21 protein-coding genes and 1 tRNA gene are annotated in these 22,853 nt (G+C 34.4%); 13 read left to right on the top strand and 9 right to left on the bottom strand.

Translation table 11 applies throughout. The features are described from left to right. Positions 1 to 51: 51 nt before the first annotated feature. The 8 genes from DNU06_RS15140 to DNU06_RS15110 all read right to left on the bottom strand — a co-directional run bounded on the left by DNU06_RS15140 (position 52) and on the right by DNU06_RS15110 (position 6,137). Positions 52 to 1,071, bottom strand: a complete 1,020-nt coding sequence (locus DNU06_RS15140) for a WD40/YVTN/BNR-like repeat-containing protein (RefSeq protein ID WP_233503056.1) — start codon at positions 1,069 to 1,071, stop codon at positions 52 to 54. After that, positions 1,031 to 1,480: a hypothetical protein gene (locus DNU06_RS17880; protein WP_158526918.1), complete on the bottom strand. Its 450-nt coding sequence runs from the start codon at positions 1,478 to 1,480 to the stop codon at positions 1,031 to 1,033. The genes DNU06_RS15140 and DNU06_RS17880 overlap by 41 nt, the downstream gene beginning before the upstream one ends. A 31-nt stretch (positions 1,481 to 1,511) precedes the next feature. Continuing rightward, positions 1,512 to 2,102 (bottom strand): hypothetical protein, encoded by a 591-nt coding sequence (locus tag DNU06_RS15135; protein WP_146239271.1) that lies wholly within the window; start codon positions 2,100 to 2,102, stop codon positions 1,512 to 1,514. 4 nt (positions 2,103 to 2,106) lie between these two features. Further along, the gene (locus tag DNU06_RS15130) at positions 2,107 to 2,787 is read right to left on the bottom strand and encodes a head GIN domain-containing protein (RefSeq protein ID WP_158526917.1); all 681 of its coding nucleotides are present in this window, start codon (positions 2,785 to 2,787) and stop codon (positions 2,107 to 2,109) included. A gap of 7 nt (positions 2,788 to 2,794) precedes the next feature. Continuing rightward, positions 2,795 to 3,649 carry a hydroxymethylglutaryl-CoA lyase gene (locus tag DNU06_RS15125; protein ID WP_111064338.1) on the bottom strand — a complete coding sequence of 285 codons (855 nt, stop codon included), beginning with the start codon at positions 3,647 to 3,649 and terminating at the stop codon, positions 2,795 to 2,797. Then, positions 3,646 to 4,695, bottom strand: a complete 1,050-nt coding sequence (locus DNU06_RS15120) for a quinone-dependent dihydroorotate dehydrogenase (protein WP_111064337.1) — start codon at positions 4,693 to 4,695, stop codon at positions 3,646 to 3,648. The genes DNU06_RS15125 and DNU06_RS15120 overlap by 4 nt, the downstream gene beginning before the upstream one ends. A gap of 73 nt (positions 4,696 to 4,768) precedes the next feature. Next, the gene (locus DNU06_RS15115; protein WP_111064336.1) at positions 4,769 to 5,569 is read right to left on the bottom strand and encodes a hypothetical protein; all 801 of its coding nucleotides are present in this window, start codon (positions 5,567 to 5,569) and stop codon (positions 4,769 to 4,771) included. Next, positions 5,556 to 6,137, bottom strand: a complete 582-nt coding sequence (locus tag DNU06_RS15110) for an RNA polymerase sigma factor (protein ID WP_111064335.1) — start codon at positions 6,135 to 6,137, stop codon at positions 5,556 to 5,558. The genes DNU06_RS15115 and DNU06_RS15110 overlap by 14 nt, the downstream gene beginning before the upstream one ends. Positions 6,138 to 6,348: 211 nt before the next feature. Between DNU06_RS15110 and DNU06_RS15105 the strand changes: the two genes are divergently transcribed. After that, positions 6,349 to 6,687 (top strand): hypothetical protein, encoded by a 339-nt coding sequence (locus DNU06_RS15105; protein WP_111064334.1) that lies wholly within the window; start codon positions 6,349 to 6,351, stop codon positions 6,685 to 6,687. Here DNU06_RS15105 and DNU06_RS15100 read toward each other — a convergent pair. Continuing rightward, positions 6,684 to 8,069, bottom strand: a complete 1,386-nt coding sequence (locus tag DNU06_RS15100) for a choice-of-anchor Q domain-containing protein (RefSeq protein ID WP_111064333.1) — start codon at positions 8,067 to 8,069, stop codon at positions 6,684 to 6,686. The two genes, DNU06_RS15105 and DNU06_RS15100, sit on opposite strands and share 4 nt — an antisense overlap. A gap of 138 nt (positions 8,070 to 8,207) precedes the next feature. Here DNU06_RS15100 and DNU06_RS15095 point away from each other — a divergent pair, with 138 nt between their 5' ends. From DNU06_RS15095 to DNU06_RS15040, 12 genes are all read left to right on the top strand, one after another. After that, a complete protein-coding gene (locus tag DNU06_RS15095) occupies positions 8,208 to 8,465 on the top strand; it encodes a type B 50S ribosomal protein L31 (protein ID WP_111064332.1) in 258 nt (85 codons plus the stop codon). Between the two features lie 63 nt (positions 8,466 to 8,528). After that, positions 8,529 to 9,662, top strand: a complete 1,134-nt coding sequence (locus DNU06_RS15090) for a GlmU family protein (RefSeq protein WP_111064331.1) — start codon at positions 8,529 to 8,531, stop codon at positions 9,660 to 9,662. Positions 9,663 to 9,794: 132 nt separating this feature from the next. Beyond that, complete coding sequence (gene lon, locus DNU06_RS15085; protein WP_111064330.1) at positions 9,795 to 12,242, top strand: endopeptidase La; 2,448 nt, start codon at positions 9,795 to 9,797, stop codon at positions 12,240 to 12,242. An 87-nt stretch (positions 12,243 to 12,329) separates the two neighbouring features. Beyond that, positions 12,330 to 12,406: transfer RNA gene (locus DNU06_RS15080), tRNA-Met, on the top strand. Between the two features lie 495 nt (positions 12,407 to 12,901). Then, positions 12,902 to 13,132, top strand: coding sequence for a hypothetical protein (locus DNU06_RS17755; protein ID WP_146239270.1), 231 nt, complete (start codon positions 12,902 to 12,904; stop codon positions 13,130 to 13,132). 222 nt (positions 13,133 to 13,354) lie between these two features. Then, positions 13,355 to 14,254 (top strand): hypothetical protein, encoded by a 900-nt coding sequence (locus tag DNU06_RS15070; RefSeq protein WP_111064328.1) that lies wholly within the window; start codon positions 13,355 to 13,357, stop codon positions 14,252 to 14,254. A gap of 406 nt (positions 14,255 to 14,660) precedes the next feature. Continuing rightward, positions 14,661 to 16,052: a PP2C family protein-serine/threonine phosphatase gene (locus DNU06_RS15065; RefSeq protein WP_111064327.1), complete on the top strand. Its 1,392-nt coding sequence runs from the start codon at positions 14,661 to 14,663 to the stop codon at positions 16,050 to 16,052. A gap of 4 nt (positions 16,053 to 16,056) precedes the next feature. After that, positions 16,057 to 17,460: a PP2C family protein-serine/threonine phosphatase gene (locus tag DNU06_RS15060; protein ID WP_111064326.1), complete on the top strand. Its 1,404-nt coding sequence runs from the start codon at positions 16,057 to 16,059 to the stop codon at positions 17,458 to 17,460. Positions 17,461 to 17,525: 65 nt separating this feature from the next. After that, on the top strand, positions 17,526 to 18,470 hold the full coding sequence (locus DNU06_RS15055) for a tRNA dihydrouridine synthase (RefSeq protein WP_111064325.1): 945 nt from the start codon (positions 17,526 to 17,528) through the stop codon (positions 18,468 to 18,470). Positions 18,471 to 18,549: 79 nt separating this feature from the next. Then, positions 18,550 to 21,039, top strand: coding sequence for an ATP-dependent helicase HrpB (gene hrpB, locus DNU06_RS15050; protein WP_111064324.1), 2,490 nt, complete (start codon positions 18,550 to 18,552; stop codon positions 21,037 to 21,039). A gap of 522 nt (positions 21,040 to 21,561) precedes the next feature. After that, complete coding sequence (locus DNU06_RS15045) at positions 21,562 to 21,975, top strand: hypothetical protein (RefSeq protein WP_111064323.1); 414 nt, start codon at positions 21,562 to 21,564, stop codon at positions 21,973 to 21,975. A gap of 65 nt (positions 21,976 to 22,040) precedes the next feature. Beyond that, the coding region (locus DNU06_RS15040) for a hypothetical protein (protein WP_146239269.1) at positions 22,041 to 22,853 on the top strand (813 nt) is incomplete at its 3' end.

The raw sequence follows: 22,853 nt of genomic DNA, 5'->3' as shown, positions 1-22,853 counted from the left end.
GCTAATTACTAAAGGCTAAAGGCAAAAAGCCAATAGCTAAAGGCTATTAAGCTAAAAGCTATAAATCCCTATCCTACCATTTTTTCCAGACAGAAAGACATAGGAATCACTGAATTTAACGGTGTAGTAAGCCCTTTTAGTCAGTAGCTTCCATTTTTCGCCTTGGTTGAGGGAATAATAAGTCCCCATACGGCCGGTGGCGACGATTAACTTGCCATCCTTAGAACTTTGAATACTGCTCATATAACCTGGTAAGCCTTTGCTAATGTTTGTCCAACTTTGGCCACCATCATTGGTAATGAATGTCATACTATCACAATAAGAAGAATCTAAATAACTGCCACCAGTAATAACACCTTCTTGTGCATTCCAAAAAGAAAGTGCATAAATGCCATAAGAAGCTCCAGCAACCATTGGCGTATTTAAATATTGCCAACTTTCCCCCATATCGGTAGACTTTAATACTCGAGTCACTGCTCCCCCACCTGTTCCTATATAAATGGTACTGTCTATTAACTGCATACTGCAATTACTGGCTGCGTAAGCCGCTTCATTTACCAGCGCATTGGGCAAACAATTGGTATCCATCCAATGCCATGTTACTCCACTATCCACAGTCTTTAAAATAGAAAATTTTGAATCGATTGGGTCGCCAAAGGCAAAGCCAATGCCTTGGTCGTTTATACAAATACCATCTAAAAACAAATCGCTTTGCTTAAAAACAGTTTGAAAAGCACTATCGTTTTGCAGGTAGACATTTCCTTCTTTGCCAGAATTGATACAAATTATTGACTTTTGTGGACCAATAACTAATCCCCTCAGGTCTTCTGCCCCAGAAATAGGTACATTATCAACTTCACATAAGTTCACATAATCAAAAGTGGTGACATTGCCTTTTTGACTGCCGATATACAATAAAGAGTCTTGGTAATCTAAAGCCCTTGCATGCGTTTTGACACTGGTTTCACCTTGATATAATAATTGAATAGAAAATGGATTACAACTCGTGAGCAATAAGGCAAAAAAAAGACTAATAGTAAATCGATATTTCTTCTTGTGTTTCATCTTCATAATTGCTGCGATACGCTCTTTTATCCATACAAGTATAAGTAAATTCAATGGAATCGGATTGATGGACCAATAAGGATTTAAAGGAAGTATTATTAAAATCAATGAGTTGATGTTTAAATTCATCACCACTCACCCATTTATAAATTAAGGTATCTGCATTTTTATTAAAACTAAAATTACCTTGTTGATAGGACCAATTCCCGAAGGACTTTAACTTATTAATCACAAAAGTATGGTCCTTATAAAACACTATTGTCCACCTCTCCTTTCTATCTGTTGGTATTTTTTCTACACCGTTAACCATTTGACTTTTTAACAACCAGACTTTTGCACCATTGTCGTGAAACAATTCATAGGGTGCAATTTTAATCACTTCCGCTTGCCGATCGCAACTGCAAAGCAATACCATGAAAAAAGATAAAATTATATTTCTCCACTGATTAATAACCAGCATTGAAATTAGGTAAAAACAATTGATTGATAGAATCCTTTAACGCTTCTTGGATAAAATACCCATTGATTTCTTCGACATCAACTGGCTCGTATTTTTCTTTATCCCAAGCATGTTTGATTCCAATTAAACCCATTTCGGGATCTTTATACCCCATTAACAAATCGTTATAACCTGATTCAGTGGTTCGATATTCCATTAAAAAACCTAAATAACGGTTAATAATTTTATACTTGTTAAAGCTTTTTTCAATGACCAATACTTGTTTTACAGGTGAGTCATACACTCCTTCTTTCATTTCTAGGATAAAGCTTTTAGCCAAATCAATATTTGGACCAACCGGAAAGATTCTAAATTTTGTGTAATCACACAATGCAATGGTCGTGCTGGTATCGGAAAGCGTACAAATTTTCAAGTCTTGCATGGCTTTTAACACCACTTCATTGTCAATACCTGGATAATCATTTTCGACCAAAACGGTGTCACTCGGAAAATAGTTATCTATTTTATTTACGCTGCTTTGATTATTACAGCTTACCAATATAAACACAGCCAAAAGGCTATAAAAAAGTACTTTCATTTGATTATAATTTTTCAATGGTTCCACCCAATTTGATAGATTTAGACAATTCTACCGGATTTCCCTTATAAGAAATAACACCTCCAGCTTTCACCGTTGCAACAAGAGAATTGGTAACATTTAATATTATTTCTCCACCCATTTGCACCGTTGCTGCACAAGTTTCCACCAATAAAAATGAAGCTCCAATTAGTCCTCCAGCATTGACATCCGCTTTTAAATAAGTTACTTTACCATCCACATGTATTGAACCGCCTGAAGAAACTTTGACCAATAAATTTTCAGTATTGACTTTAACGTCAATTTTTCCACCTGCATTTACAAACAAGCTTAAATCATTCGTGAAGGGGGTTTGGCAAGAGATTCTCACCCCTCTTTTTCCTTCAATCTCAATCAACTCTTGGTAATAAATATCGATAGTTAAGTTACGTTTCACATAAGTATCATACTGCAGCTGAACGGTCAATATAGTATCAATAATGGAAAATAAAATAGCCTCATCAGGTACTTTAGCATCTTTATTATCAACCACAATTTTAGAAACATCCCCTTGTATTAAGTTGACTTCATAATTACCAATAATCTTAACTTTATTAAACTTCCCTAAAGTCTGCTCAAACTGACCAGCTTGGGTGGTAAAAGTTAGTAAAATGAGTATAATACTGGTGAATATTTTTTGCATCATTATTAAATTAAATGGGAAATACCTTGCTTGCTTCATTTTCCGCTTTCTGAAAATAATTCATATCAATATCATGTTTAATGGCCTGGTCATCTAGGTAACTTATAATTTGTTCGGTTGCCATATTTCCAACCAAATCGTCAGCCGCCATTGGGCAACCACCAAAGCCTTTAATGGCACCATCAAATCTTTTACATCCTGCTTTTACTGCCGCATCAATCTTTTCAGTTGCTGTTTCTGGCGTACTGTGCAAATGTGCCCCAAATTCTACTTTTGGAAACTCATGAATTAAATGCTTAAATAAGTAAGTTATATTTTCCTTATTCGAAACACCAATAGTATCGGAAAGTGCTAAAATATTAATGTCTAATTTCTCATGTAAAGTCTCTGCCCATTTTGCAACCACATCTACATTCCAAGGATCTTCGTATGGATTTCCAAAAGCCATGGATAAGTATACTACCATTTCTTTATTGTGCTTCACGCATAAATTTTGAATAGCTTCTACTCTAGTCAATGATTGTTCGATACTGGAGTTTGTATTCCTTTGTTGAAACGTTTCCGAAACGGAAAAAGGAAAACCTAAATAATTTATTTCTTCAAATTGTACGGCATCATTGGCTCCTCTCTCATTGGCTATAATGGCCAATAATTTAGATTTTGTATTGGTTAAATCTAATTTAGAAAGTACTGCTGCAGTATCTTTAAGTTGTGGAATTGCTTTCGGAGAAACAAAGCTACCAAAGTCAATGGTATCGAACCCAACTTTTAATAAATCATTTATATAAGCTGCCTTTACCTCTGTTGGAATAAAATCATGCAAGCCTTGCATGGCGTCACGTGGACATTCAATTAATTTAATCATTTTGTATGTAATAAGTTCAACTTAGCAATTTCTTTATTGATGGATTTCACCAATTTTGGTCCTTCATAAATAAAGCCTGTATATACTTGTACCAAGCTAGCACCTGCTTTTATTTTCTCAATCGCATCCTTGGCTGAATGAATGCCACCTACACCAATAATTGGAAAGGCGTGATTAGAATTTTTAGCCAAGTAAGCAATTACTTTCGTACTTCTATCTTTCACAGGTTGACCACTTAGTCCACCATTTCCAATTTTATCCAATTCGGCTTCACTCATTTTCAAATCTGCTCTGTTAGTAGATGTGTTGGATGCAATTACCCCTTGAATTTTAGCGGCAAGAACTACCTCAATAATTTCATCCAATTGTTGGTCATTTAAGTCCGGTGCAATTTTTAATAAAATAGGTTTTTGTTTCTTTTTGGAATGATTAATAGCTTGCAAAGCATTTAATAGTTCTAAGATAAAATCTTTGTCCTGCAATTTTGCCATACTACCGACATTGGGACAGGAAATGTTAACGACAAAATAATCTACTACATCATGGAGTTTCTCGAAAGTTTGTTTATAATCCTCAATGTATTGATCGGAATCACTTTGGGTATTTTTTCCAATATTTCCACCAATAATGGTATCGGTTTTTCTATTTTTCAATCTTTCCACTAAGGCATCCACCCCTTTATTATTAAAACCCATTCGATTAATGAGTCCACGGTCTTCTTTCAGTCTAAAAAGTCTTTTCTTAGGATTTCCTTCTTGTGCCACAGGGGTAACGGTCCCTACTTCAATAAATCCAAATCCAAAAGCAGACAATTCATTAAAAAGTTCTCCATTTTTATCGAATCCAGCTGCTAGTCCAACTGGATTCTTAAAATTTAAACCAAATAAATTTTGTTCCAATTTTTTATCCTTTACCGTATAGACACGACTTAAGATACTGGAAACAAATGGAATTTTATGGACAAATTTGATAAATCCAAAAGTAAAATGGTGTATTTTTTCCGGGTCGAATGCAAATAAAATAGGTCGGATAATCGCTTTGTACATGAATTATTTTTTACAAAGGTAAAAAATGCCTTTCATTTAGCTATTTGAATCCAACGATTTTTAACAATTCAATTTATTTCGACAAGGAATACTTCAGGGGGGATAATCTCATTTTTTTTCCTCCACCTACATCACCTTGAATATTTTCAAAGTAAATTTCACTATTCACGCCTTGTTTTAAAATTGCATTTTTCATTTCATTTGTCAGAGCATTGCTATTATTTTGATACACTTTTGCACCAAATTCGGTGACGACATGTAATTCAAAGCTTAGCACTTCTATTTCTGAATCCGTTAAAATATTGAAATTATTTTCTACTTCAGACATTTTTAATTTTCCGCCAATTTTCCCGTTTATTCTTGGGTGATTATCTAAGTAACCCGACCTAACATTTGCTGATTTATCTAATGGTTCTGATGGCTTTTTTTCTTTTTGAACAGCAGGCTCTTCTACCATTGGTTTAACCGTATTTTCAATTAAAGTATTTGTGTTATCATAGTTGTTTTTTTTTTCGTTTTTCACTTTTTTTAATTCTCGCTTATTTTCATGCGGTGATTGCATGGCCAAAACCTTTTCTGGAGCAGGTTCCATCACTTCAAGGCTGACTAATTTGGCTTCCAGTTTTGGGGAATCATTTTTCACTATTTGCAAAGCTTGCTCCTCGGGTTTATGGCTGGAGGAAGTAAAAGTATATACTCCCCCCAATAATAAACCGATCGTTGCCATTCCTGTCACCCCAAAAAACCAGGGTGACTTTCGAAAAGGCCTTTTAATAATTTCATGATTATTCATTAATGTATCAAAATCTTTTCGCTGTACAATCTCTTCGGACGTCAACTTTGGTCGATCTAATTTAATATTATAATTGTCCATATGATTTTCTATAAATTTTTTTCATTTTATTTATTATTCTATGCGTTTTTACTTTGGCGTTGTTTTCAGTCAACTCCAATATTTCTCCAATCTCTCGGTAAGATCGTTTTTCAAAATAACGCATCTCCACCAACTGAACTTCCTCTTCTTTTAAACCGCCAATAATACTCAGCAGTACTTTTCGATTGTCTTCTGTTCGGTCTTCCTCCCATTCCTCTATCATCCCTTCTAATTGAAAAGACTCAATACTAACAGTTCTCTTGGCTTTCTTATCTCTAAACGATTGATAGACTTCACTTTTGGCGATCCTGTATAACCACGACGAAAACGGGACACCTCTATATTCATATCTTTCAATGTTATTCATGGCTTTTAAAAACACCTGACTGGTGACATCAAAAGCAAGTTCTTTATCGTCCATCCGCTGGTAGATATACCGGAAGATTTGTTCATAATACTTGTCGTAAAGTGGCGCGAACCGCTTTGGATTTTTTTGCGCCGCTTGCACCCACAGAAGCTCTTCTTTTAGCTTTTCCTCTGTGTGATGGTAAATGGGATTAATTGGCATAATTACTTTGTTTTGGTTTTGGTTTTTTTTTCTTGCATTAGCATAACCAACTTTAAAGAATTGGTTACAACTTATCCATTTAAACGCAAAAAGCCCGGTTTTATTACATTTGTGGCTACTTTTGTTTAATTCATATTAAATTGTTGATTTCAATCTGTAAATATTAAATGATTACTTTTGATTCTTTTATATATTTGTCAAAACGTTATCCATGAAACAATCATTTTTATTTTTATTAGCAATTCTCAGTATTTTCACCATTGCTTGTAACAAAGACAAGACAGTAACCGCTTGTATTGAAATGGATAAAACTACCATTAATACCGGAGAATCAATCACTTTCACCTCTTGTTCAGAAAATGAATGGAGTTATGCTTGGACAATAATCGGACCTGATTCCGCAGTTGAAAATACTATGGGTTGGAATGACATCTATTTTGTTCAGAAATTTGATACTCCGGGGAGTTACCAAGTAAAATTGGTGACCTATAGTGACTTTTCTTTCTTAGGAGAAAGTGCTAAGGATTCTGCTAGCTTTACCGTTAACTAATTTTCGTAAGCACCAATCGTTGGTGTACTTACATTTCTTGCGCTACCAGTTATATCTGTTGTAAGACCAGTTAAATTATTTCCTGCACCAAACAATGGAGAAGCGTCCATTAAATGAAAATCAAAAGTGAATACATCAGTAAACAATGGATCTTGATTCCAAATCATGTTTGTAAAATTAGTATAATTATAAACCTCTTCTCTTTTAGATAAGCAGTTTCTAAATACGACATCAAAAGGTGCTGGACTTGTAGCAATGGTATCGACCACCAATTCATTTTCCACATTGCCGTACATGATACAGTTATCAAAACTGGTATTCAAAAAAGGCCTGATGTAAATCGTATTTTCTACTTCAAAATAATCTTTAATGGCAAAACTTGGTCCGCCCCTTGAGCCCTTCCAATAATTTACCATATTACAATGCTTGAATTTTGCTTCTCCGCCAGCAAAAAGATAAACAGAAATGATTCCTGCATCACCAAAAACAGAATTCTCAACAGTGACAATGGGTCCTGCATTTAAAAACAAGTTATAAAACTGACTATTTTGAATGATGGTATTCTGCAATAATAAAGTTTGTGGTCCACCAGTAGTATCTACGCGCAATCCAATGGCTGCATTTTCAATTTTGGCATAATTGATGACTGAGTTTTTTGATTGGGTCAGAATAATTCCACCCCACTGCCCTGCTTGATCATCATAGTAAGACTCGAATCTATCGTGTTTAAAGAGGACTTCATTTTCATAGGAACCATTGATTACTAAAGTACTTTTATAGACATAGAGGTAAGAATTTTTATGTCCAAACACTTCTGTACCTGCTGGAATAGTTAAGGTTAAATTAGAATCTACACCTGGAAAACCAACACCTGCAATACCATATATTACATGTGGTTTATCGTTCATCCATGGTTCGTTATCACTTACAATTTCATTGACATGAAAATAGGCATCTTGTCCCCAAACCACCAGCTTGACATATTGATTTTTGCCATTGGTTTTAAAACGGATAGAGTCTTCAATAACCAAAGGAAGGATTCCGTTGTTCACCGAGAGGGTAACCTCTACAAATACAAAAACAGAATCGTCGCTTTTTAAAGTAACCGCTTCAAAACTATCCCCTGAAACACCATCTACATTAATATTAAAAGGAGAATTACTTCCCCCCATTAATTCAATTTCTTCAACCAGGATAGGCAAAGTATTTTTATTGTAAAATTTCAATCTTTTAGTCGTCGACCCAATGGTGGTAAAAACGGTATCGAACAAGACCGTATCTACCGAGAAACTCAAATTTTCTTTAGATAATATTGTATTTTTCTTGCAAGAGGATGCAAAAATTAATAGTAATAGTACAGTAAGGGTTAGAATATTTTTCATAAATTTGTTACCTCAAAGATAGTATACGTAATTTAAATAAAATTATTTTACGATTATATTTATTGTTATTAAAAATAAATTTAATACATTTGCACTCCGATTTCGGAAATAAAATTGACGCATTAATATAGAATTAAAATGAAAAAAGGAATTCACCCAGAAGAGTACAGAAAAGTTATTTTTAAAGACATGACTAACGAGTATGCATTTTTATGCAATTCATGTGCACCTTCTAACGAGACTATTCAATGGGAAGATGGTAATGAGTATCCATTAATTAAATTGGATATTTCTTCAAAATCTCACCCATTCTTTACTGGAAAATTACAATTTGTGGATACTGCAGGTAGAATCGATAAATTTAAGAACAGATACGGTAAAAATTTAAAGAAATAATTAAAAATTATTTATACTTTTATAAAGCCTCAATTTTGAGGCTTTTTTTTTACCCAAAATTTTATGAAAATACAGTTTTCTGATAACGACAAGCATTTAAATTTCGCTCCTCTCACCTTAACCCGACCAGTTGCAAAACTAAGGCTTGGTATGTTAACCATTGAAGAAACATGGCAGCGATTATTAAACTTTTCAAAAACTGACACATTTTACCAGACTGAATCCTATTTGCAAACACTTTTTCCAGCGGATGAAACTGCGGATTATCACATTGCAGCAAATTGTAAGCCTGGCGTTACATTAATTCAAGAAATTCAAAGCCTACAAAACAACCAGTCCTTATATTTAAACAATGAATGGATTTGTACGAAGGGCGAAAAAAATGCGAACAGAATAGATTCACTTTGCAAAACTTCAATCCTCCTACATGAAATATGGGATTTGTTCCAAAAAAATGAAGCTGCGGCTAAAATAGATTTCAATTTATTGACCAAAGACAAGCAAAGCGCACTTATTAGTGACAGTAATCAAGTGATGGGTAGTGAAAATATTTTCGTTGCACCTGGAGCAAAAATTGAATGTGCTATTTTAAATGGTAATACTGGTCCTATATATATAGACAAGGATGCGGAAGTAATGGAAGGTGCTATTATCCGTGGCCCTTTTTATTTGGGCGAACACAGTACGGTTAAAATGGGCGCTAAAATATACGGCGCGACTACTATTGGTCCAGAATGTAAAGTTGGAGGAGAAATATCAAACTGTATTCTTCAAGGCTACAGTAACAAAGGTCATGACGGGTTTATTGGTAATTCTGTAATTGGCGAGTGGTGCAATCTAGGTGCCGACACCAATTCATCCAACTTAAAAAACAATTACGGAAAATTAAAAATACACAGTTACAAAACCAAGACCTTGGTTCAAACGGATAATATATTTTGCGGGGTGATGATGGGTGACCATTCCAAAACAGGTATAAACACCATGTTAAACACCGCCACAGTTATTGGCGTATCTGCCAATGTATTTGGCGGCGGATTTCCACCCAAATACATCCCTTCTTTTTCCTGGGGATTAAACGATCAATTTAAATTCGATAAAGCCATTGAAGTAGCAACTAACATGATGAAAAGAAGAAATATTACTTTAAGTCCTGCTGATATCGATCTATTAAAATATTTATACCAGACTGTTTAAATTTGGCACAAAGGTTGACTTACTACAGGACTGAATACAATCATTCCAAAAAAGTAAGAAAAACAAGCTTTTTTTGACAATTTCAAATAGGTATTCATTAATTAAATGACAAACTGACAAAAAACTGAACATATGTCTGACTTTATGCAAGAAGATTTTTTAGACTTAGCAAACATTATCGACCAAGAAACTGAATTCGTTCCGCTCATCTCTGATGAAGAGGAGGATAGTATGAATAAGGAATCCATTCCTGAAGTACTACCCATATTACCCTTAAGAAATAACGTATTATTTCCTGGCGTAGTAATACCGATTACGGTTGGACGAGATAAATCTATCAAACTAATAGAAGAAGCCTATAACACCAATAAAACGATTGGCGTTGTAGCACAAAAGAAAACCGATATACAAGAGCCAACCAAAGAGGATTTACACACTTTGGGTACGGTTGCTACTATCATTAAAAAACTAAAAATGCCGGATGGTTCAACGACCATTATCATACAAGGTAAAAAAAGATTTAAAATTAACTCATACATTCAAGAAGAGCCTTATTTCAAAGCTTTGGTGACAGGTATTGTTGACGAGAAGTTAGACATGACCCAAGCCAAAAACCAAGCTTTGGTGGATTCCATGAAAGAAATGGCTTTAAAAATCATTAAAGACTCACCAAACATTCCTTCAGATGCTGCTTTTGCCATCAAAAATATTGAAAGCCCTACTTTCATGGCTAACTTTATTTCTTCGAATTTAAGCAGTGATGTACATCAAAAGCAAGAATTATTGAGCATTGCAAGTATTGATCAACGTATTGAAAAAGTGTTAGTACACTTATCGCACGAGATCAAGATGCTTAAAATGAAGAACGAGATTCAAAGCAAGGTAAAAGTTGATATTGATAAACAGCAAAGAGAATACTTTTTGAATCAACAAATGCGTACTATTCAGGAGGAATTAGGTGGCAATCCAATTGAGGCTGAAGTAAAAGAATTTCAAAAGAGAGCGACAAAGAAAAAGTGGTCGAAGAAGATTCAAAAAGCATTTGATAAGGAAATAAAAAAATTCCAAAGAATGAATCCGCAGAGTGCAGAATATTCTGTACAGTTAAATTATATTGATTTATTATTGGATTTACCTTGGAACAAAAAAACAAAAGATGTTTTTGACTTAAAAAGAGCGCAAGCCATTTTAGACAGAGACCACTTTGGGTTAGACAAGGTAAAAGAACGTATTATAGAGTACTTAGCGGTATTAAAACTAAAAGGAGACATGAAGTCCCCTATTCTATGCCTATACGGTCCTCCAGGTGTTGGTAAAACATCCTTAGGAAAATCAGTAGCTGAAGCCTTGGGGAGAAAATACGTAAGAGTTTCTTTAGGCGGTGTTCATGACGAGGCAGAAATTAGAGGCCATAGAAGAACCTATATTGGTGCTATGCCAGGTAGAATTATTCAAAACCTAAGAAAGGCAAAATCATCCAATCCAGTATTTGTATTAGATGAGATTGACAAAGTGGGTAGAGACACGCACGGAGATCCTTCTTCTGCATTATTAGAAGTTTTAGATCCAGAACAAAACAGCACTTTTAACGATAATTTTGTCGAGTTAGATTATGACTTATCTAAAGTCTTGTTTATTGCTACGGCGAACAATTTAAATACTATTCAAGGTCCATTGCGAGATAGAATGGAGATCATTGAAGTATCGGGTTATACTGTTGAGGAAAAAATTCAAATTGCAAAACGTCATTTAATTCCACAGCAGATAGAGAATCATGGTATTAAAAAATCTAATATTTCTATTTCTGATAAAATTTTAGAAATTGTAGTAACAGATTATACTGCGGAGTCAGGTGTAAGGAGTTTAGAGAAAAAAATTGCTAAAATTATTCGAAACCGCGCAAAATTAATTGCCATGGGCGAAAAATTCAATGTAGTGGTTCACGAAAATGAATTAAAAACAATTTTAGGTCCTGCACACGGTAAGGATAAATACATTGGCAATGAATTTGCAGGTGTGGTAACCGGTCTGGCATGGACGCAAGTTGGTGGAGACATTTTATATATTGAAACAAGTTTAACCAAAGGAAAAGGTAAATTAACCTTAACTGGAAGTCTAGGCGACGTGATGAAAGAATCTGCAGTATTAGCACACCAATACTTAAAAGCAAATGCAGAATTAATCAATGTGGACTCCTCTTTGTTTGACAGATGGGATACACACGTACATGTTCCTGAAGGAGCCACCCCAAAAGATGGTCCTTCTGCAGGGATTACAATGTTAACCGCAATGGCTTCTGTATTCACCCAGAGAAAAGTGAAAAAGAACCTCGCAATGACTGGTGAAATCACATTAAGAGGTGCCGTTTTACCCGTTGGAGGAATCAAGGAAAAGATTTTAGCTGCAAAACGTGCAAATATCAAAGAAATTATTTTGTGTGAGCAAAATAAAAAGGATATTGACGATATTAAGCCAAGCTACTTGAAAGGCCTTAAATTTCATTACGTTAAGACCATGGATCAAGTCTTGAAAATTGCATTATTAAAGGAAAAAGTGAAGTCACCAAAAATAATTGATTAAAAAATTACGATTTTGATTTGAAAGAATCAAAAATCAATTATATTTGCACCCTCTAAGAAAAAAAACACAATTTATTTGTGTTTGTGCGGCGAGGTAGCTCAGTTGGTTAGAGCGCCGGATTCATAACCCGGAGGTCAGGAGTTCAAATCTCCTTTTCGCCACCAAAAACCAGTTTAGATTTTCTAAACTGGTTTTTTTTTTGCCCAATCCCGAATGAAGCTCGCTTCAATGAGCGGATGGGGCAAAAAAAAACCAAGCGCGACAGCGCTTGATGGTTTTTGATGATCAGCTCCCCCCCTTAAGATTCACGTAAGTAAATCTCCTTATTAATTCTTCCATCAAGCAATGTTCACGAAGTGAACGAGCAGTGCTAGTAAAACAACAAACAAACTTCACGCAGTGAAAAACAAACTTCACGCAGTGAAAAACAAACTTCACGCAGTGAAAAACAAAACTTCACGCAGTGAAGAACAAAAACTTCACGCAGTGAAAAACAAAAACTTCACGCAGTGAAAAACAAACTTCACGCAGTGAAGAACAAAAACTTCACGCAGTAAAAAACAAAACTTCACGCAGTGAAAAACAAAACTTCACGCAGTGAAAAACAAAACTTCACGCAGTGAAAAACAAAACACAACAAATTACCAATACTTAAAGAAATGCACAACATTTCAGTCTTCACACTTTTGACCATCATGTCTGAAACATTCAATCGATCATTGACTTTGTGGTCTCCATCCAAAAACAGTTCAATTTCTATATCTTCAACAACGATTGCCATTGTAGACAGACTGATGCTCCAATCGTATAACTTTAATGCCTTGTCTTCATTTACGTTTTACACACAAGGTTCATCTTCAATAATTGCTTTTCTTTCTGACTGTACATAAAGTTCATTATTTAAAAGAAAAAAGCAGTACACAATAGACTGAATATGTTCCATCATAAGACTGTAAGATATTATGCTTTCTCAAAAAAAAATGGCTAAAAATAAAGCTATCCAATTAAAATAAAAAGATCCATTTATGCATACTTTACACTAATTTACATTCTATAACAGCTATTTTATATGAATGTCACGTACCTTTAATTAAAACCTAAAAAATTGCGCTATGCATAATAAAATAATATTTCAACTTACAATAATGGGTCTATTTTCATTTTATGCTTGTTCTCAGAACAATGACCAAGACAAGTTAAACCATTCCGCTGCAGCAGTGGCGACTGTTAAAACGGAGCCACATTCCTTTGGCGGTTGGTACTGTCCAGATAATTTAAATGGTTTTCCTGCTGTAGATATTTCAGATTGGCAAAATGTACCTGTGGTACATGATCGACTACCAACAAAAAGCGAAACACAAAATGGGACCTCTTTGATATATATTGACCAAGAAAAATATCCAAATGCAAAACCTATCGTAATGCCTTTACCACGCTTGGCAAAGTACTATAATCATTCTTCAAAAAGAGAAGACTATATTATAGTAATACAAGCAATACAGGTGCAAGAAGATTCAGTGGTTGGCTTTAGGTTATTAAACGGTGGAAATGGCAGTGCAAGATGGAATGAAATTCAATGGGTAAGCACGGATGACATAAAAAAAATACCTGTTACCCAATTTGTTTCCATCCAACTTCCTATACTAGCATCTCCAGATAAGATATGGGACGTGATGACCAAACCAGAAAATGCCCATCTTTTTAAGCAGGTGTTAAACCAGCAAAAATTATTAAAACCTAATTGGAGAAGTACAACTAATGTAAATTATTTTTATGGTAAAAACGGGACCTTAACTGCCAATTATGCGGCTTTATTATTCGGTAATTATTATATCCAAAATGATTACCAGCAGGAGAACTACACAGAAAAATTTTTATTAGTAGAAAATAAAGAAACCAATCAAACCGAATTAAAAATAGTTTGTGGACCATTTGCTGCTGATTTCGACGTGCAAAAAACTATTTTAATGAACTGGGCAAAACAAGTCAAACTATGGAGTGAAGCGCCCTGAATTCAAATTTCATATGATTTGAACCTAAAACTCATCTTTTTCACAAAAAAATATTTTTTTTAAAGTCCCAGCATATATAAAAGAGAAAAGGCCAACGTAAGCTACAATGGTAGTACTCTTTTATATTTTCAGAAAATAAGGGACCTATAGTCATTGGTTTTTATCAGTTTAAACATAATTGGTTTGATTATTGATATGTCCAATAAAAGTAAGTCTAATTCCGCTAAAAAAAGAAGCATTAGATTGTACTGTAGTTAAAATTGAATTTTATTGCATTGGTATATTTTCATTGCTACAACAGTTATTATTAAAGGTTATAGCAATGAATGTTAATTATTTAAACTATTTTACGCATACTTTTAAAACTGTTATGTGCAATAGCTGTATTCATTTTAAAGAGTAAACTATGTATGATAGGATAAAAAATTATTTAATTGGGGATGCAATAAAAAATGCAAAAACTATTTTTGAAGTCACCAAATTAGAATTGATATTTCATATCGTATTAATTTATTTGGTAATTTATTTTTTAGGAACCATACCAGCATTAATAGGCAAGTATTGGCTGATTGTCTCGGCGCAAATATTTGGTTTCTCTTTTATCATTGCCATGGCCATTGCACTAAAAGTAACTAAAGACATTCGATTACCCCGGAAAATATGGTTTGTTTCTGGAATTGTTTTCACCCTTAGTTCTGCACTTCTAAACAATGGACAAGCCTCCTTTATTACCTATTCCTTTTCCATGGTAAATGTGGTGATTTCTTTCTTAATGTTAGGCCGTTTTTTACGAAATATTGCAGTGACATATTACAGCGTTTTTTTAATAATTTCGCTTTCAATAACTTTAAACCTTTTACCAAAAATTAACCTGCCTTATGATTTGGATAGGGAGCATTATTTTTTTGAGCAACCAAATATTTATGCTATTTTAATTGCATTAACTATGATTACTTTTATCATACATAGTTTTATAAATTCTCAAGCGCGTGCAAAATTAGAAGTGCTAAAGCAAAGAGAAACTTTAATGCTACAAAAAGAAAAACTGGAGCGAAAAAATGACACCATAAAACTAAGTATAGAATTGGCTTCAAAAATTAAAGACATTGAGCAAAAAAGTGAGTTTGAAATAGAATCTTATTTTTCAAGTAGTTTTTTCTTTCATCAACCAAAGCTTAAACTACCTGGAGAGTTTTTTTGGGAAAAAAAAGTAGGTGACATTGTATATTTTGCTTTGGTCGACACTGGAGAGGTTGGCATCCCTGGATCAATGTTTACATTCTTAGTAAAAAATGGCTTAGAAAAAGCCGTAAAAAAAGAAGAAAATAAATCTCCTAAAAGTATGCTTCAATTTTTAAATCACTTTATGAATGAAAGCCTACTTAAGGTAAACAATTTAGATTCTAATATTAGAATTACTTTTTGTCAATACAATTACCAATCCCAATCGCTTCATATATCTGGCGCAGGACAACCATTTATAGTTCAAAAAGGAAAAAGGTCTAAAGCTTACCACCCCAAATACCATAAATTAAGTTATTTAAGTAAGACACATGAATTTGATGAAATAAATATAAAACTAAATACAGGAGATATTCTTTATCTTTTTACAGATGGTATTGCTAAAACGAATGCTGACCATGAAATGGGAGATTACAGTCTTTTTAAAGCGCTTATAAGAAATTCAAATCCTGACAATTTTAATGCAACAGAAATGGCAATTACCAGTCATTTTGAAGCTATAAAATTAAGAGAAGAACAACTAGATGATATCACCATTATAGGTTTAAAAATATAAATTAATGTTAAAAAAGCAATACTTCAAATTAAAAGTGTTTCTGTTGGGAGCTGAATTTGAAAATAAACTTGATTTATTTGAAAAAGTAAAAACGGAACTGATTTTTAATTTACTTTTAATATTCTCCTTTATCTATTCCATAGGGTTTATTAAAATTCTTGTGTTTGGTTATTGGTATTTATTTTTTATTCGAATAATAGGACTAATTATTTTTGTATTTGCATTTATTGCGCTAAAAAAACAACAACATTTTCGTATTCCATCCGCCATTTGGTCCTTAGGAATAATGGTATTAGGTATACAAGGGTTATTGGTCACAAACGGACAAATTACTTATGCGAATCTTGGTTATTCCTTATTAAACATCAGTATCATTTTTCTTATGTTAGGTAAAACCTTAAGAATAATAGCTTATGTGTATTACCTATTATTTTTAACCTATGGTTTAGCCGTTTATTTTCAGCTAATTCAAAACTTAAAAATTGGACTAGATTTTGGGTATGAGCAAACATTTTTTAACCAAAATATTGCTTTTGCAATGATGCCTTTTTTCTTACTTATTTATGTGTTGTATGCTTTTATTACATATGAATTTAGGGTAAGAAACAAATTAAATGCCCAAATAGAAATCATCAAAAAACAAGAGTTGGATATTCACAATACCAACCTTACCATGAATAAAAGTATTCAATTTGCCAGTCAAATTCAAAAAGCTTTTTTACCTAGTTTAAAAAATGTTCACCAGTTTATTGAGGACCGTTTTATTTTATTAAAACCGAAAAATGAATTATCGGGCGATTTTTATTGGTCGGCTGTTGTAGATAATAATTTATTTATCGCTATCATAGACTCTTCAGAAAATAACATTTCTGGTGCTATATTAAGCGCCTTATATTTTGATGCATTAGATACTGCTGTAAAAAGAGAGAAGCTTATTGGTCCCCAAGAAATCATCAAATATTTAAATGAATTCATTCAATCAAACGCAGACATTAAAGGAGTAAAAGATGGCATTCATATTTCAATCGTTAGATTCAATAATCACAATAATAAACTATACTTTTCTTCTGAAAAAAACAGCCTTTTGATTGCTAAAAAAAATAAAGACGTAATTGATGAATATAGCGCAAGAATAGTTTCTATTAAAAACCAACCTTTAAAATATAGCGAAGAAATCATTGAATTTGAAAAAGGAGACAATCTTTACTTAAGTTCGGATGGTTTTGCAAATCATTTTGAAGGATTCGATAATATTAAATTTAAACAAAGTGTTTTAAAATCGTTCCTTTTAGAAATAAAAGAGGAACCAATGGCAACACAAAAAATACTGTTAACAAACAAATTATCTAGCTGGATTGCGGATGACATTCAAGGAGATGATGTTTGTATGGTTGGCATTAAGTTTTAAAGAAAAATGTAAGAAAAAAAACACTTCTAACAGTTTCCAACTATATTTGACCTGAAATATTTTGAATGTCGACTACACTGCTATCTTCTCCACTACAAGGTTTCACTGATTTTAGGTTTAGAAACGCACTGAATCAATATTTTGGTGGTATCGACACTTACTTCGCGCCATATATTCGTTTGAACGGAAAACTAGACATAAAACCAGGTTATCAAAGAGATTTAATACCACAAAATAATACGGTAAATACTTTACATCCTCAAATCATGACTAATGATGCGGATGAATTTTTATTTGTCATTAAATATGTGCAGGACTTAGGGTATAAAGAATTAAATTGGAATTTAGGTTGTCCCTACCCTATGGTCACCAAAAGAGGTATGGGGTCTGGACTCATCTGTCAACCTGAAAGGATCAAAGAGATTTTAACCCGTGTATACAATGAATCCGACATCACGATTTCAATGAAAATGAGGATGGGGTATGACAATGCAGAAGAAATATTGGATACTTTTCCAATATTGGATAAATTCCCACTTAAAAACATAGCCATTCATGCCAGAATAGGCGCACAACTTTACAAAGGAGGCGTAGATTTAGATGCTTTTGATACTTGTTTGAAACACAGTAAACATAAAATTTATTATAACGGTGACATTACCTCTGTAGCTAGTTATAGAGCATTAAAAAATCGTTTCCCTACTATTGACCATTGGATGATTGGTCGTGGATTAATCTCAGATCCATTTTTAGCGCAGATGATTAAGGAAGATACCGAAGTTTACCCAGAAAATAGAAAAGCATTGTTTACCCAATTTCACGATACACTTTTTGAAGGATATGCTTCAGCCTTATCAGGTAAAAGTCATGTACTGACAAAAATGACCTCCTTTTGGGAATACTGGGCAACAACTTTTGATAATCCCCATAAAACCTATAAAAAAATTAAGAAATCAAAATCAATACCCGCTTATGAAGCTGCAGTTGGTGAAATTTTTCGAACACTTTAATTTTCCATTTGCTAACTGCCCTTTGCTTTCTTTAATTTTCTTCTTTTCATTGATTAACTTTACCCCATAATTCGCCTACATGCCATTTAACATTAACGACCATCAATTGCCTATTGTTTCAGTGACTGCTGAAGTAAAAGAAAAGCTTATCCAACACAATACACTAATTTTAAGTGCTCCTCCAGGCGCTGGGAAAAGTACGCTTTTACCATTGGCATTATTGGATATGCCCTTTTTAAAAGGGCAAAAAATTGTGATGTTGGAGCCGCGTCGTCTGGCGGCCAAAACCATTGCACAACGATTGGCTGATTTATTGGGTGAAAAAGTAGGTGATTCCATTGGCTATCGCATTCGATTTGAATCTAAGACCAGTGCGAATACTAAGCTCGAGATTCTTACTGAAGGTATATTGACCAGAATGTTGCAAAGTGACAATGGCTTGGAAGGCATTGGAATGATTATTTTTGATGAATTTCACGAGAGAAGTATTCATGCAGATGTGGCCTTGGCTTTGGCAAGGGCTTCCCAAGAAATACTGCGGCCCGAATTGAGAATATTGGTGATGTCGGCAACCTTAAACATGCCCGAATTGATTGACTTATTAAAAGCACCTTTTGTGCAAAGTGAAGGGCGACAATATCCGATTGACGTTAAGTATGTCGACCAAAACGACGAGCAAATGATGGCTGAAACCACTGCTCAAGTCGTGAAAACAGCCTTAAAGCAAGAAGAAGGAGATATTTTGGTTTTTTTACCCGGACAGCGAGAAATAAAAAACTGTGCAAGTATATTGCGGCGATCATTTGACGATTTGGCGGTGCATGAACTTTATGGAAAGTTGCCCTATTCTGCCCAACAAGCTGCGATAATGCCTAACCGAGATGGTAAGCGAAAAGTAGTGATTGCCACAGCCATTGCCGAGACCAGCTTAACCATTGAAGGGGTAAAAGTAGTCGTAGATTCAGGTTGGGGAAGAAAAGCGAAATACGATCCAAAAACTGGATTGTCTGGCTTAGTGACTTATCACATCTCAAAAGATTCTGCAGACCAAAGAGCAGGACGGGCTGGACGATTGAGTCCAGGAACATGCTACCGCATGTGGTCCAAAGGAAAACATGCCCAATTGGCCAAGTTTAATGTGCCTGAAATATTAGAAGCCGACTTGACGCCATTGGTCTTAGAATTGGCTGCTTGGGGAATCAACGATCCTAATACCTTAACATGGCTTTCTCCTCCACCCGCATATGCATTAAAAGAAGGTACTGCGACACTCGAAAGCTTAAACGCCATTAAGGATAGTAAGCTGACCGAACACGGAAAAGCCATACAAAAATTACCTTGTCACCCTAGAATTGCCCATTTGTTATTGATGGCCATTGAAGATGACCAAGCACAATTGGGGACAGATTTGGCTGCTATTTTAGAAGAAAAAGATCCATTGCCAAGAGAAACAGGAATCGACATTAATTTAAGAATTGAAGCCTTGCGCAGGTCGAGGAAACAAGATAAAAAAGGCGGAAAATTCTCAAAAATTGAAAAGGTAGCCAGTCAATACCGCAGAATGCTTAAAATAGAAGTGGACAATGCTACATTCGATCCCTTTGATACGGGTTTATTACTGGTACACGCCTATCCCGAACGCATTGCATTTGCAAGACCGGGCAACAATGCCCAATTTCAATTGGCCAATGGTAAATTTGCCATGGCAGGACACAAAGACGACTTGGCTTATGAGCCTTGGTTAGCCATTGCCCACATGAACGATTCCGACAAAATGGGCAGAATTTACTTGGCCTCTCCACTTAATCCAACCGATTTGAAACCATTTGTAAAAAATGTCGAAACTATCCAATGGAATTCCAAAAAAGGAGGATTGATTGCGACCAAGGACACCAGAATTGGGAGTATTATTTTACAGTCAAAACCCATTCTTGACATTGAACCTGCCGAAATTGTAGCTGCCATTTCGGAAGCGATCATCAAGGAAGGCGCGCATTTATTAGACTTCAACGAGGAGGTACAACAATGGCAAAATAGAATTATCACCCTACAAGCCTTGAATCCAAACCTCCAATTTCCAAAAGTGGACACAGCCTCCTTGTTAGCAAACAATGAAACATGGCTTGCCCCATACCTAAATGGCATAAAAAAAGCAGAAGATTTAAAAAAGATTAACCTTTTAGAAGTATTGACCCACAGTTTAGATTTTGAACAACAAAAAACATTAAACAAGTTAGCGCCTACTAAAATTGAAGTACCAAGTGGCTCTCACATCAAGCTCGACTATCAAGCAAATGGAACCACTCCTATCCTACCGGTCCGTTTACAAGAAGTTTTTGGCTTGATGGATACACCAACCATCAACGAAGGAAAAACAGCTGTATTAATGCACCTATTATCCCCCGGTTTTAAATTAGTACAAATCACTGGGGACTTGAGTAGTTTTTGGGAAAATGCTTATTTCGCAGTCAGAAAAGAAATGCGTGCCAAATACAAACGACACGCTTGGCCTGAAAACCCATTGGAACATCCAGCTATTTCGGGGACCAAAAGGAGGAATGGACTTTAATTAGATACTAGACGCTAGATGCTAGAAACTAGACGCTAGATGCTAGAAACTAGACGCTAGATGCTAGAAACTAGAGGCTAGAGGCTAGACGCTAGACAATAGACAAAGCACACAGTATTTCTCTCCTTGAGGCATGTACTGAGCTATTGCCGAAGTGAGGGCCCCGATAGCTATCGGGGAAGGGAGGTGAAAATTTTAGTGAACCTATCTACAAACTACTGAACTATATTGTTTACAAGTATTTAAATACGTTTGTTTTATTTTTTCTTACAAATCAGACTACACAAGGCTTTCAGACCTAAAACACTACTAAACAGCTTAAAAACTGCATATTTTCGACCAAACGACTTATTCTATCGATTACCCCCCCCCATTTTTGTAGACGAAACACCTAAAAACAATGATATAGCTACTGTATTTCAAGTTTTTACATTTTTTTAATTGCTTTTTTATATGTAGCTTGCATAATTAACATAAACATGGCCGTGTTTTATTTTTTATTAATCTTTAAAATGAAATAATATGAAAAATTTAAACAAATGGCTGCTAAGTGCAGTTTTAGCAATGGTATTGTCTAATGGCTTTGGACAAGCACAATCCATAAAAATTGATAACAACTATGTAGACGACATTATATTTCAGGTTTTTGCAGTAAATGATTGTAATGACCCAAATTGGCAAGTGGTAAGTAATGTTGTTATACCAGGTAATTCAGGAACTATTGTTTCTCCATTATTTGATATTGCTGTATATCCAAATGCGGAATGGATTTGCGTGAGGGCTGCGGTGTATGGTGAAGTTGGTTATTATGCCAAGGACAACCCATTTATGTGTTCAAGTATTATCAATTATCCATTCGGTAGTATGGGAATGAATCCACCAACTAGTCTAACTATAGTCACATGGATTTCATCATTCTTAGTCGAAATCAATTAATTAACACCAACAATAATTTCCAAAGAACATTTTGTTCTTTGGAAATTATTTATATTTGAAATATAATGAAACTAATCTTTACTGCAATATCTATCGTTATTTATTTTTTTGGAATCTCCCAAGAGATATGTGACAATGGTATGGATGATGATGGAGATGGGTTGGTTGATTTGTTGGACGAAGAGTGTTCTTGTTTCATTAAAAGAGATATTATTCCTAACCCTTCGTTTGAAAACTTGACTCCTTGTAATCAAAATGGATCTTCTGTAAATGATTTCAATAAGGTACAAAATTGGGAGGTAAGTTCTACAATGGCATTTATTTATAGTAATATTTGTCAACCAAATACCATCCACAATTCAAATTTTATACCTTCTGTTGTGGCTGGTCAAAACTATATTTATTTGAGTATTTTTAATGGGAATACATACGCAAATTTAATACGTTATGGTGCTTTGGCCGCAAGCACTTGTTTAAGTGATACTTTATTTGCTAGTCACACTTATGTATTAAAAATAAAAGGTAATCATCACTATAATCAAAGTTACCAACTTTCGCCAATGTCAAACCCAATCACCATAGAACTTTTTGGGAAGCCAACATGTACGGCCGGAATTCCAACAAGTAACCAATGGTTTAATAATATTGATTACTTAACAAATATTGATCCTAATTGGTCATATTTATCTTCGGATACTTTTAGTGTTGCTCCTAACAATTGGGAACAGTTTAACTTAGTTTTTACTCCGACTGTGGATATGACATCAATATCAATCACTGGCTTAACGCATGCAGTATCAACAACGCAAGACAATGGTTACAACTTGTTTATTGATGATTTAGAGCTATTTGAAATCCTTATCCCCGACACTATTACT

The sequence above is a fragment of the Putridiphycobacter roseus genome (assembly GCF_003234935.1).
GTDB classification, from domain to species: domain Bacteria; phylum Bacteroidota; class Bacteroidia; order Flavobacteriales_D; family Crocinitomicaceae; genus Putridiphycobacter; species Putridiphycobacter roseus.
The sequence above is the reverse complement of the archived record's forward strand: the minus strand, read 5'-3'. Positions and strand labels throughout refer to the sequence as shown.